Here is a 13,564-nt window from a genome sequence, read left to right as displayed (position 1 = left end):
AAAGCTATGATTTATACCCTTACTTTATCACCATCTTCAGATTTATTAATTAAATCTGAAGATTTCTCTTTAGAAACTGTCAATAGATATCAAGATTCCAAGCTTTTGCCTGGAGGCAAAGGCATTAATGCTTCGCTAATATTAAAACGTCATAACTTTGATAATATTGCCTTTAGCTTATTTGACCAACATACCTTTAATTCGTTCCAAGATTTATTTAAACATGAATCCTTAGAAATTATTAATATTAATCACCCAAAACTAACTAGGATTAATATTAAATATTATGGAGCTAAAGATTCTTTTGAGTTAAACGGACCAAGAACAATTTTAACATCTGAAATTAAAGTAAAAGTTTTAGAGCAAATTGCAAAGTTAACAAGCCAAGATATGTTAATGATCATGGGGTTAAGTGATGATGCATTTTTAAAAGAAATTTTAGAAATTTTAAAACAAAACAAAGTTAACTTTGTTTTGGATATTGATTCACCAAATCTTAAAGAATTTTTAAGTTTCCATCCTTATTTAATTAAACCCAACCTTGATGAATTAAAACGTAACTTTAAGTTTGAAATTAATCATGAGCAAGACTTGCTTAGTGCAATGAAGCAATTGCAAACTTACGGGGCTCAAAATATTATTGTTTCAATGGATAAAGATGGTTCATATGCTTTAACAAAAGATGGACAAATCCTTAAAGCATCAATTATTAAACCAATTAAGGTAGTTTCTGCTACTGGGGCAGGCGATAGCATGATTGCCTTATTTTGTGCTAAATATTTAGAAACTAGTGATGCAGCAAACTCGCTTTTATTTGCCAGTGCTGGAGCAATGGGAACGGTAGCTAGTGAGCACGTTGGAACCTTGGAGCAAACCAAAAAATACCTATCACATGTTAAAGTAAAAGTGCTTCATTAACAAAATAAAATATCACTTTGTAAAAAAGTGATATTTTTAAATAGCAAAATAAATGCTGAGTGCTATTGCAATAAAGAAGATAATTAAGCCACCAATAAAATATCATTTAAGTTTATCAAAAGTTTGCTCACGTTTAATTTTTTCATAAGCTAATTTATTTAATTTTAATTCTTGGTTTGAAATTTCAAAACTTTCTAATTGAGTTTTTAACTTTATTAATAAATTTTGATATTTTTGACTTTTTTTATTCAAAACTTTCTTTTTAGAAAGTTTTGTTAATTCTTGTTTGATATCTTCTAAAAACAATAATCTTAATATTGCATAGTCTTGGGGCAAGTTAGGATTTTGCACTAAAAGGTTCCTAACATGACAACTTGAATATTTTTTGGTTTTTTGATAATTAGTTTTTTGATTTGGGTATTAAGTTCTGTGACAAGTGAATTGATTAACTTGGCTTGATCATTAAGATTATTTCTATTAATTTTTAAATCTAAAAAAACTTGCAAATCACTATGATCTGGTTCAATTTTAATATGGGATGAAGGCATAAGTTTAAAATGCTTTTGCTCTTTAAAAGCATTTTTAATCACATCTTCAATTGCTTCTTTATCAACCATATAAATTTGGTTAAAAAGATATTTTACATTAATTCAATCTTGCATTGTTTATTTACTTTTTCCAACGTATTTACCAGTTTCAGTTGAGACAATAATTAAATCTCCATCTTTGATAAACATTGGGGTTTCAAGTTCAAAACCAGTTTCTAAAATTACTTTCTTTTGTGGGTTAGTTGTGGTATTACCTTTTACGGCATCTGGTGCATTAGTAACTAATAAAGATATATTTGTTTGCAATTCAATATCCAAGACTTCGTCTTGGAATTTACGAATTTGTACTTCCATTCCTTCTTTCAGAAAATTAATTTCTCATTCTAAACGATTTAATGGAATTTCAATTTGCTCATAAGTTTCTTTATCCATTAAAATGACATTTTCACTATCATTATATAAATAATCCATCTTACGTTTATCAATGTGAGCTGGTTTAACTTTATCGCCCCCAGTATAAGATTTAATTGTAGTTGAACCAGTACGTAAATTTTTTACCTTTGCTTTAACGTTGGCTTGGCCCCTACCTTGTTTAGAATGTTGTGCTTCAAGCACAACATAGATTTCACCTTCGTCTTGGAATGTGATTCCTGGTTTAAATTCATTAACATTAATCATAATTTAAAACTCCTTTTTAATATATAGTTAATATTATTATTATACTATAATATGTGTTTTTTGCTTTAGTTCACTTTTAGTTCTTTAATAAAAAATATTTTAATTTATTAATGAATGGAGCAATAGAGAAATGCACAAGATTGAGATGTTTAAAATTTATAAACCAAAACGTAATTTAAAAGAAGGCATTGAAATATTTGCCAAGCGCCCTTGTGAATTATTAATTACTTTAGTAGATTTAAAAGATGAAGTGATTTTTGGGACATTATGCCAAAATCCAGGCCGAGCTTATTTATTCAGTGCTTTTAAAGAACCTTATTATAAAATTCATTTAGATCGTTTTTATAAAATTTCTAAAATAAATTTAGCCAGGCATATTAACTTATATAAATATAATAAAAAGCCATTAAGTTTACCAACTGATAAGCAAGTTAAAATCTTGCAAAGAATGCAAAAAATCTTTGAAAATCGTAATTCAAAATTTAGTTTAACGTATATTTATAAAAAGAATCAAAAGCCTCGATTATTCTTTTAAATGTTAATTAAATAAAACAAAAGTGGATAAAGTATAAATATAAACAAAGCGGTCATTAATATGCCCGCTTTGTTGTTTTATATAAGTGTATTAATATTTTATTAAATTAATGTGTTGAAATACCTAATATATCGTCAATAATTTTATATATTTTTTACTTATATCAGTTCCAAGATTTTTTAATATTACATCATTAAATATTTCATAACTACATTCTTGTTTATTTTTATATATTTTAAATATATATTTAGTTATTAAATTTGCAAAGCAATATGAAGTAATTATGCAAGCGTTAGTTCCTTTTATATCCTAAACAGCACTTGGGATATATCCTGGTGTGAGAACAATTGTGTATTTTGCATTATATAAGTATTAATTGGAAATGTCACATGCAAGTTTTTTGCATGTGACATTGTTTTTGTCTGCCTTGTAATAAAATAGTTGTATTAATAAATTTTAAAAAAATGAAAGGAGACTTTAAAATTATATGAAAAATTTAGAAAAATATATTTGTGTTTTTGACAAATATCGAAAAGAAAATAAATATCAACATTTTAAAATCGAAGAGAATTACAACACTATCTTGAAAATGCAAGGAGCTCTTGAGTCGCATCGAAAATTAAGATCAGACCAAATAGATCTAGAACAACTTTATAATATTTTACAAGAACTTTCTGAAGGCTTCTCAATCCAAGAAGTAGCCAAGATTTTTGATAGAGACATTCGAAGTATAAAAAGTAAAATCCAAATTATTACAAATCGCAGACTACTTAGTTTAGATAAACAAAATCGCTATGTTTGTCCTAAGTGCTCAAAAAGAGTAATGCGTGTTAAAACCCTTAATTTTACTAAACTATACGAACATTTATTAGGTTATTCATTTTCGCGACTCTTTTTTGTAAGTGATGCAATTAAAGAGAAATGAAAGGCCTACAGAAAATATTGGTATAGTGAACTTAATACATACAATAAAAATAGAAACAAAAAGAATTTGCAGCAAAAAGAAGTTAAGAAATCAGTTACCTATCTTGTTAATTCTTTTAAAAAATTATCCCCTGATGAATTTGCTCCTTCGCCTAGTACAATTTATAAAATAATTAAAAAATACCCTTATTTCCTTGATTTTGACCATATTGTTAAAAAATCTGAAGGCAAATATGGCATAAGGAAGCAAAAACAAACCAAACCTAAAACATTAAAATATGCTACAGAAATTTCAAAACGTCCAGCTTATATTAATGATCGCTCTGAACACGGCCATTTTGAATTAGACACCGTTATTGGTAAAATCAATGATACATATTGTATTGTAACCATAATTGAACGGCAAACCAGAATGTCTTATGCTATGCTCTCAAAACGCAACTCCAAAGCTATCAAACAAACTCTTGTCAAACTAATCAAGAAACATAACTTAGACATTAAAACTTTAACTGTTGATAATGGTAGTGAGAATGTATTATTGCACCAGGTCATTCCAACTGAAAGATTATTTAAATGCCAACCATATAGTTCATGACAAAAAGGTTCAATAGAAAATATGCACCGCTTAATTAGGTATTACATTCCCAAAGGAAAAAGCTTAGATAAATACTCTCAGCAAGAAATTGATTATATGATGGATAAAATAAATAACTACCGACAAGTTGTACGGCAATATAAGATAACCTAAAAATTTTTTAAATCCCCCGCCTTTGATTGCAATCAAAGGGGCCTTACTTTTGACAAAAGTAAGCAAAACCGCCGAGAAAACACTGCCGTGTTTTCTGTTTTCTCATACATTTTTTTATATAAAAATTATGTTAAAATTAAAAGACAATTATTTTGTTAATATCTCGCAAGTGACTTTTCCAAAAAAGACTTACTTTTATTGAATTATCACAAAAAATCAAAGAATTTATAAACTGATATAATTATAAAAGAATAAGATAAAAAAAACCTTCCCCAACCATTCCGTTTGGCTTAGCCAAATGGTATGGTTGGGGAAGATAAAACCGTCCGAAAAAAATTTCCCAGTTTATTATTTGTTATTTTTTATTATTTATTTTATAATTAATTAAAGTTATGATTAAAGTTAATAATATTGTATTTAGTTATAAACCAGGTGTGCAAAAACCAGCATTAAATAATGTTAGTTTTGAAATCAATAAAGGAGAATATATAGCCATTTTAGGGCATAATGGAAGTGGCAAAAGCACTTTGTCTAAAGTGCTTGTTGCCTTATTAAAACCACAAGCAGGTTCTTTATCTGTTGATGGTATAGTTTATAATCGTCAAAATTTATATCAAATTCGCAAGAAAATTGGTATTATCTTTCAAAACCCTGATAACCAATTTATTGGTTCATCAGTTGAAGATGATATTGCATTTGGTCTTGAAAACCGCAAGATTCCTCATGAAGCTATGCAAGGCATTATTCATAAAGTGGCGGCTAAAGTTGATATGTTAGAGCATTTATCCAGGGAACCAGAGAATTTATCTGGAGGACAAAAACAACGTGTTGCCATTGCCTCAATTTTGGCTTTAGATCCTGATGTAATTATTTTTGATGAAATTACCAGTATGCTTGATCCTAAAGGTAAAAGCAGTGTTTTAGAAATTATTAAGGAATTAAAAGATAATAAGGAAAAAACCTTAATATCTATTACCCATGATATGGATGAGGCCATTTTAGCTGACCGGTGCCTTGTTTTTTCCCAAGGGCAATTAATTGCCCAAGGGAATCCTAAGGAAATTTTAAATAATCAAGAGATTTTAGAAATTGCTAAAATTGACTCGCCATTTATTTATAAATTAAGTAGTTTACTGCATAATATTGAACCCACATACGGCAGAGAGGAATTGATTAATCAAATATGCAAATCAAAATTCAAAATGTAATACAAATTTTTAATAAAAAATCTCCTTGAGAATTTGTAGCATTAAATGATGTTTCTTTAAAAATTAATGATGGTGAATATCTTGGAATTATTGGATCAACTGGTTCTGGTAAGACAACTTTAATTGAACATTTTAATGGTTTATTAAAGCCAACTAATGGATATGTGCACTGGCAAATAAACGATAATAATAATATTACAGACTGGTTTTATGGTGATAAAACCAGTAAGTTTAAATTTAAAGATTTGCGAAAAAAAATTGGAATAGTGTTTCAATTTGCTGAATATCAATTATTTAAAAATACTATTAAAGAAGATATTGCTTTTGCACCTATTGCTTTTGGAATGCCTAAAGAAAAAGCATATCAAGTCGCTGCTCAATGTTTAGAGGAAGTTGGCCTTGGCCAAGAATATTTAGAAAGAAGCCCTTTTGAATTATCTGGGGGGCAAAAGCGCCGAGTTGCTATTGCTGGTGTTTTAGCTATGAATCCAGATTTCTTAGTTTTTGATGAACCAACTGCAGGATTAGATCCAGTTGGTACAATTGAGATTTTAGATATTTTAAGCAAATTACACCAAAAAGGAAAAACTATTATTAATGTAACACACGATTTAGATCGTGTGTTAGAAAGAACAACACGAACAGTTATGCTACGCCAAGGGAAAATAGTTGCTGATGGACAAACTTATGATGTTTTAAATGATATTAATTTACTTAAAGAAAACTACCTTGAACCACCCAAACTTTTAGCTTTTATTTATGAGCTTAAAGCAAAAGGAATTAATGTTCCAAAAGTAAAGAACATAAAAGAACTAGCCGATTATCTAAATCAAAGTATTTTTGATAAGGAGGATAACTAATGCAACAAAGTGCATTTGGACGTTATATACCAGGGAATGGCTTTGTCTATAAAATTGACCCTCGTATCAAAGTTTTATTAAGTATTTTATTTATTGTTTTACTTTTTATTGCCTCAAATTTTATTGAATTATTGCTTTTAGCTTCATTTATTACAATCATTTCAATTGTAACTACTAAACGTATTAGGCCAGTTTTAAAAACTTTAAAACTGCCCTTAATCATTTCAGTTTTTTTATTTGTGGTTAATTTATATACTGTTAATAACGAAACAGTATATAAAAATAATTATTATGTTTCATACTTTTGGCCAATCTTTACGTCTGGGTCTAAAGACTTAGAAATTGATGGTAAAAAGATTTTGTGAAGTGAATTTTATAATGCTAAAGTTGTTGGCCAAGATACCATTGATTATTACATAAAAACATACGGTAATTATGTGAAGATTCAATATGGGGTTTCGATTAATTCTATTAATCGAATCATTACCTTAGTGTTTCGTTTATATGTGATGGTATTAGTTACTAGTTTATTAACTAATACCACTAGGCCAATTTTATTAAACAAATCAATTGAAAGTTTATTATATCCTTTAAAATTTATTTTTATCCCAACTCATATTATTGCCATGATTATTTCAATTGCTTTAAGGTTTATTCCAACATTAGTAAATGAAATTTTTCGGATTATTAAGGCACAGTCTTCCCGGGGAGTTGATTTTAAACATGGTAATACTAAAGATAAAATAATTGCCTTTAGTACTTTAATTATTCCATTGTTTGTTTCATCATTTCAAAAAGCTGAAGATTTAGCTAATGCAATGGAAACTAGGGGCTATGATCCATACGAAGAGCGTACGAAATATCGTGTTTTTAAATTAAAAGTTAGTGATTTCTTAATTGTTTTATTATTTATGGGGATTTTGAGTATTTTTATCTTAAATAACATAATAGTAAAACATTCATATTTTGATTCTGCTAACGGGGTTTATAAAATTCATAATATTGGACATTATAGCCTAGTTAACTGAATTTTAATGATAAGAGTAGTTTCATAAAAGCAAGGATATCCTTGCTTTTATGTTTTTTATATATTTCTCATAGCCTTAAAAGGATTTTGTCCAAGTGGTTAAAAATCATATTAAGTTATATAAATATGTATTATAATATTAATGTATGTTTTTAACTATTTAGTTAAATCAACATACAAATAAAATATTATTACATTTTTATAGGAGAAACTTATGAAAAAGAAATTATTATCTTTACTTAGCGTAAGTACTGTGTTAGTTCCTTTTGTAGCCGTTTCATGTGGCACAACTCAAGAACCTAAACCAGTTGACCCAACCGCTACTGAAGTTAATGTTTTTAAACAAACACATGCTACAGTTTTAGCTAAGACTGAAAGTAATGTGACCGCTGGCGATGAAGCTAGCGTTAATAGAGCACTAGGAGACTATAATAACCTTAGTGCTGGAGCTAAAGGGCAATTAACAACCCAAAAAAGTAATTTAGATAAATTAAGTGCTAAAATTACTCAATTAAAAGCAGGACAAACTAAAGATAAAGTTGGAACCGGGGACCCTGCTCCTGGTCCAGCACCTAAACCTGAGAGACCTGGTGAAACTACTGGTAATCAAGCAGTTGCTGCTTTAAAAACCGAAATAAGAACTCTGCTTAGTGAACTTCCTTCACGTAACCCACGTAAGTTAGAAGTTGAATTAGGTTTAAATTCTAATAATGATCAAACCAACTTGCAAAGTATTAAAAGTGAATTAGAAACTCTTAAAAATGCTTTAAATATTGCTTATGCAAAATTAAAAACAGCATTAGAAACTAAACTTCCTACTGGTAATAAATTTAAAACAAGAGTTTTAAATTATGTTACTACCCGTAGTTCTACTGCTGATGAAATTACTGAGTTAACTAACTTTGAAACTCAATTAACTCAAGAAGAAAATAGATTAAAAGAAGGAATTGAAACTTTAAAATCAGAACTAGGATACTTTAGTTCTGAAAGTCAATTCAGAAAAGAAAAAGAAGCTGAATTTGCCAAAGCATTAAAAGACCAAACTTACTTCACAGATATCAGCCAATATTCAGAAAAAGAAACTGAAATTCGTGCAAAATATGTCGAGGAAAATAAGAGCAAAGTTCAAGAATACTTCGGAGAAGCTCCAGCAGACGCAAAATACCAAAAAAATAATTTGGTCAACGAAAATGACCAAATGTCGGCTGTTAAACAATGATTTGTGATGGGCCAAAAAGGTGGCAATTTGTTCAGGTACCTCCCAGGAGACTTCTCCCCTACAACCACTAAGTGGAGAGATACAAATCAAAACCCTGCGACAGAAGAATGACAATCAGTAAATAAAAATTGAAAAGTAGACGTAACCTGGGACGACAAAGGAGAACAAAAAGGCACAAACGGAGAACAAGGAAAGTCAACAGCGAATATAGTTCTTTATGCTGTCGAAGGCGATTCCGCACGTGAAGGGAAAGCAAACCACAATACAAGGAATTCAACACCAATAGAAATAAAAAATGTATATGAACCCGGAGTAGACAAAAGTGTTAAAGCGTTGAGTGAGTACACCATGCAAAAGACCTTCCTAAACAATGGAGGAGAACAGAAAACTGGTTTAAACCAAAAACCGGGGTCTATGTACGAGAAAGTAGGGATGGAATTCAATCACACTTGAGCATGGGAATTAACCCACGAAAACAATGGGGGACAAGAAGTATCTAAAGTCCAACTTGAGCTGCAACTGACCAACAACAATCTAAATATGCCAACACACAAGGGCGGAAATGGATGGTGGACCTGACCCGAAGAAATAATAGTAAGAACCAGCACGGATGGCCAGAAATGACAAGAAGTAAACAACCAATCGCACCGGAAAACAAACGATTGACTGGGAGCGGACTATGGGGATCAGTATAAAGATAAACAGCAGGGCGAAGTAAATATACCAAACTGGAGTAACATTGGAGACTGATCCAGTGGGGCTGAGTTCATTAAAAAGTTAACAAATGACACCGGGAAAATTGTTATCGAGTTCGAACCAGTAGAAGCCAAATACGTGCAAATTGAAATCATACCGAAAAAAAACACCAAACAACAGCATGACTCTAATATAACCAAAGATAACTGGTTCATTAACGGGACCCACACAAACGGAGATGCCCCAGGGTCAGTCGTGTGAAAAGAGGCAAATAAAACTACCGGGAACTTAGACACCCCAATATACAGGGTCGGATTCTGGGGGCCCAGTGATACCAACCCCTATAAGGTATCCCAAAAGTCACAAACCGCCGGAGGCCTAATCAAAACTCCTGGTACCATCCTAGTAGAAAAGAAAGTAAAATCTGAAACTTCAAGTGGTTCTACTGGCACCCAAACAACTCCACAAACCGTTGAAGTTAATAACGGTGCAACTGTAACTATAGAAGATTATGATTTAACTTCTTGAAAAGTTAGTGACTTTTGAATTAAGTTTAGAGATGAAGATAAATTAACTATTATCTCACCTAAAATGGCATTTAATATTAAAGAAGTTAAAAAATATTATAAAAAGCAAGAAACAACATCAACTTCTAGTGTGTCAACTACAAGTAGTGATACTGAAACACAAACAACCAATAATGACCCCGTAGCTGTTGAATTAGAAATTAGACCCGAAGATCAACCTAATAATGTCTTTAGAGTTATCTTAGGTAAAGTTCCTAAACATGATACTTTTAAAGGTACAGAACAAAAACAAGTTGATAGTTTAAATAAAGATAACAAACTACTTAAATATCTATTGAAAATAGATATTGATAGATGAGAAAAAGTAGAAGTAGAATCTCATTATAAAACAGAAATTACTAACTTATTTAAAGTACTTAAAACTAAATTAGAAGGTAAAGATACTGTTGTTAATACTGAACATCTTAAAGATTGAGCAGATCTTAAGAATAAGATCTTAGATTACAAAGTATACCCTAAACCAGAAGTAAAAGCTCAAGAAGGGCAAACTACAACTGGGGGGGACAGTAGTACTAGTTCAACAGGTGATGCATCTTCTACCCAAACCCAAACCCAAACCCAAACAAATGGTGCGGGGGGGTCTAGCTCATAATCTAGTGAAGCAAGTAGTGCCGGGACATCTCAAACAACAACAAGTTCTTAATAAAAAAATCAAAGCTTAATTGCTTTGATTTTTCTTTATTCTTGGTCAATTAATTTCTTAGCTTGCGCAAGTTCAACACTGAAAAAGTTTGTTACACCACGCCGTTGCATCGTTGCCCCAAATAACGCATCAACGCGGGTCATTGTGCCGGTTCTATGGGTGATAACTAAAAACTGTGTTTTATGCTTTAATTCTTGTAAATATTGAGCGTAGCGTACAACATTGGATTCATCTAACGCTGCCTCAACTTCATCTAAGATACATAAGGGCAAAGGCCTTGCTCTTAGAATTGCAAAGAGCAAGGAAATAGCAATTAATGCTTTTTCACCACCTGAGAAAAGTTTGAGATTTTTAACTTTTTTACCAGGGGGCTGAGCGTAAATACTTATCCCGCTTTCAAGCACGTTATTTGGGTCTAAGAACTGAACTTTTGCAGTTCCTCCACCAAATAACGAAGAAAATACTTTATGCATTTCATCGTTAACATCGTTAACGATGCTTGAAAGTCTTAGAATGATTTTTTTATCTAATTCTGTTATTGCAGCTAAGCATAGGTTTCGTGCCTCAATTATTTCTTGTTCAGTAGCTGAATCTTTAGTAAAACGAGCATTTAATTCTTCATACTCGGCAATTGAATCTAAATTAACATTACCTAAAGCTTTTATATCGCTCCTTAAACTATCAATACTCTCTTTAGCTGCATTAGCAGCTAAAGAGAGATCAAAATTGTTTTTAGCATAATCTAAGGTCATATTGTAATGTTCGTTAAGTCTTTGTAGATCAATATCTAATTGGTTTTTTGCATTTGTTAAATTATTATTTTTTTTCTTAAAAGAATCTCATAATTTTTCTAACAAACTATGTAATTCTTTTATTTTTTGGTTATTAGATTCAATATCTGTTGATATTGAATCTTTTTCTTGCAGCGCAATTTGTAAGTTATATTCATTTTGGCTGATTTCTTGTTGTAACTTAAGAATATTAGTTTGAGCTTGGTTTAAAGCTTCAAAACTATTATCCTTAAGTTCTAAATCAGCAATTGATAGTTTACTTTTTAATTTATCAATTTGGTTTTGTTTTTCTTTAATTTGGTATTGCAAGGAAGTAAGCTGAGTTATATTAAACTGCATGTTATTTTGCATTGACCTTAAATTATCATTTAAGGTTTGTAAATCAAAAGCAAGCTTTTGATTAATAAGTTGGTTACCATCATGCTCATCTTGCAAGGTTTTAATTTTATCTTCTAAACCAAAGCTATGATCACTTTGCTCCTTGCTTCCTCCAACTAAGATTCCGCCAACTCTAACTAAATCTCCTTGTAATGAAACTACTGGATATTTTTTTTCAGTTATTTTTGAGATAAAGGTAGCTGATTCAATATCTTTAGCTACAATTACATTACCTAATAAAAAATTATTAAGTTTTTGGTATTGCTGATCCACAATAGTTAAATTGCTAGCTAAATCAATATAACCTTTTTGGTTTTTTAAAGCAAATAAATAATCGTCTCGCACATGTTTTGCATCAATTGTAGCAAGGGGGATAAAAGTAGCTCTACCGCCATTGTTTTTTTTCAAAAAATCAATGGCTTTTATCGCTGTATCATTTTGATCAACAACTAAATGTTGTAAGGAAGGTTTTAAAATTGTTTCTAAAGCAACTGTGTATTCACTAGGTGCTTTAATTAAATCGCCGACAATGCCCTTTAAACCTTTAAAAAACGATTTATTTTCTAAAATGGTCTTGGTACCTTGGAAGAGGTTGTTGCGTGATTTTAAGATGTTTTTAAGGTGGTTTAATTGGGCCTTTAATTCTGCATTGCGTGATTCTTTAGCTTTGTATTTCAAAGTTAACTCATTAATCTCTTGAGTTAACTTTGATATCTTTGTATCTAAGTCTAATTTTGTCTTAAAAATTTCATCATATGTTTGTTTAAAAGCATTAAGGTTATTTTCTAAGTCTTGAACTTCAGATATAATAGCTGCTTTTTGTTCTTTGGCATCTGTAGCTAAAGTACCCTGAGCTAATAATTTACGTTTAGTTTTTGCTTCTTGAATACTAGATTCTAACCCATTAACACGTACTTTTAAGGTTTCTTTAATATTAGAATATTGAGCAATTTTAGTTTTTAAATCTTTTAAAAGTTCTAATTTGCTAGTATTTTGTGTTTCAAAATCTTTGATATCTTGTTTATAAGAACTTTCGGTTTCTTCAAAACCTGCAAGTTCTTGCGAGAGAGTATCAACAAGATTTTGGTTTTTATCAATATTAAAAGCTAAATATGGCACTTCAATTTCTTGGAGTACTTTACTTAGTTCTTTATATTTATAAGCTTTTTCAGCTTGTATTTTTAAACCTTCAAGACGTTTTTGCATTTCAGATAATTTTGCTTGGATAATTTTTAAAGATTGTTGTGCTTGATCTAATTTTTTTAATGATTCTTCTTTACGGAATTTGTATTTTGAAACTCCCGCAGCTTCTTCAAAGATTTTACGGCGTTGTTCGTCTGAAGATTGGGCAATATCTGAAACTGTTCCTTGGGAAATAATTGCTAAAGAGCTTTTCCCAATTCCAGTTTCCATGGCTAGCATTTTAATTTCTTTTAAACGGGCTTTTTCGCCATTAATGTAATATTCATTAATGCCTTTATCCCTTTCAATTACCCGAGAGATGCTGATAGTATCAGCATCAATAGAACTTAATCTTTCTTTATTATCAAAAGTTAACGTTACTTGGGCTTTGTTCATGGGCTGGGCTGTTTTAGAGCCAGCAAAAATAACATCAGCCATGGAATCGCCACGGAGTTCTTTGGAACTTTGTTCTCCTAAAACTCACCTAATGGCATCATTGATATTGCTTTTTCCTGAACCATTAGGTCCAACAATGCCAACAATTCCTCCGTTAAAACGGAGCACTACTGGGTCCGCAAATGATTTAAAGCCATGGGCTTCTAATTTAATTAATTTCATTTGT

Annotated in this window: 11 protein-coding genes; 7 read left to right on the top strand and 4 right to left on the bottom strand. The window is 30.5% G+C overall.

The genetic code is table 4. The features are described 5' to 3' along the window. The first annotated feature begins 6 nt into the window (after positions 1 to 6). Positions 7 to 918: a 1-phosphofructokinase gene (locus AC0B4N_RS00215; RefSeq protein ID WP_465101924.1), complete on the top strand. Its 912-nt coding sequence runs from the start codon at positions 7 to 9 to the stop codon at positions 916 to 918. 36 nt (positions 919 to 954) lie between these two features. Here AC0B4N_RS00215 and AC0B4N_RS00210 read toward each other — a convergent pair whose 3' ends face one another. The 3 genes from AC0B4N_RS00210 to efp are packed head-to-tail and all read right to left on the bottom strand — an operon-like array spanning position 955 to position 2,144. After that, a complete protein-coding gene (locus AC0B4N_RS00210; protein WP_465101923.1) occupies positions 955 to 1,269 on the bottom strand; it encodes a hypothetical protein in 315 nt (104 codons plus the stop codon). Next, a complete protein-coding gene (locus tag AC0B4N_RS00205) occupies positions 1,269 to 1,580 on the bottom strand; it encodes an MMB_0454 family protein (RefSeq protein ID WP_465101922.1) in 312 nt (103 codons plus the stop codon). Before AC0B4N_RS00205 ends, AC0B4N_RS00210 begins: the two co-directional genes overlap by 1 nt. Positions 1,581 to 1,583: 3 nt before the next feature. Further along, entirely contained in the window at positions 1,584 to 2,144 is a 561-nt protein-coding gene (gene efp / locus AC0B4N_RS00200) for an elongation factor P (RefSeq protein ID WP_465101921.1), read from the bottom strand. 130 nt (positions 2,145 to 2,274) lie between these two features. Here efp and AC0B4N_RS00195 point away from each other — a divergent pair, with 130 nt between their 5' ends. The 6 genes from AC0B4N_RS00195 to AC0B4N_RS00170 all read left to right on the top strand — a co-directional run bounded on the left by AC0B4N_RS00195 (position 2,275) and on the right by AC0B4N_RS00170 (position 10,540). Beyond that, positions 2,275 to 2,679, top strand: a complete 405-nt coding sequence (locus AC0B4N_RS00195; protein WP_465101793.1) for a hypothetical protein — start codon at positions 2,275 to 2,277, stop codon at positions 2,677 to 2,679. A 487-nt stretch (positions 2,680 to 3,166) separates the two neighbouring features. Next, complete coding sequence (locus AC0B4N_RS00190; protein WP_465101920.1) at positions 3,167 to 4,351, top strand: IS30 family transposase; 1,185 nt, start codon at positions 3,167 to 3,169, stop codon at positions 4,349 to 4,351. Between the two features lie 392 nt (positions 4,352 to 4,743). After that, positions 4,744 to 5,559 carry an energy-coupling factor transporter ATPase gene (locus AC0B4N_RS00185; protein WP_465101919.1) on the top strand — a complete coding sequence of 272 codons (816 nt, stop codon included), beginning with the start codon at positions 4,744 to 4,746 and terminating at the stop codon, positions 5,557 to 5,559. After that, complete coding sequence (locus AC0B4N_RS00180; protein ID WP_465101918.1) at positions 5,535 to 6,419, top strand: energy-coupling factor transporter ATPase; 885 nt, start codon at positions 5,535 to 5,537, stop codon at positions 6,417 to 6,419. Before AC0B4N_RS00185 ends, AC0B4N_RS00180 begins: the two co-directional genes overlap by 25 nt. Beyond that, positions 6,419 to 7,474 carry an energy-coupling factor transporter transmembrane component T family protein gene (locus AC0B4N_RS00175; protein WP_465101917.1) on the top strand — a complete coding sequence of 352 codons (1,056 nt, stop codon included), beginning with the start codon at positions 6,419 to 6,421 and terminating at the stop codon, positions 7,472 to 7,474. Before AC0B4N_RS00180 ends, AC0B4N_RS00175 begins: the two co-directional genes overlap by 1 nt. 186 nt (positions 7,475 to 7,660) lie before the next feature. Next, complete coding sequence (locus AC0B4N_RS00170) at positions 7,661 to 10,540, top strand: variable surface lipoprotein (protein WP_465101916.1); 2,880 nt, start codon at positions 7,661 to 7,663, stop codon at positions 10,538 to 10,540. Between the two features lie 86 nt (positions 10,541 to 10,626). Here AC0B4N_RS00170 and AC0B4N_RS00165 read toward each other — a convergent pair whose 3' ends face one another. Next, complete coding sequence (locus AC0B4N_RS00165; protein ID WP_465101915.1) at positions 10,627 to 13,560, bottom strand: AAA family ATPase; 2,934 nt, start codon at positions 13,558 to 13,560, stop codon at positions 10,627 to 10,629. Positions 13,561 to 13,564: the final 4 nt, after the last annotated feature.

It is taken from the genome of Mycoplasma sp. 13536, from assembly GCF_055523495.1.
Note: the sequence above shows the minus strand (reverse complement) of the source record. Positions and strands in the feature narration are given on the sequence as shown.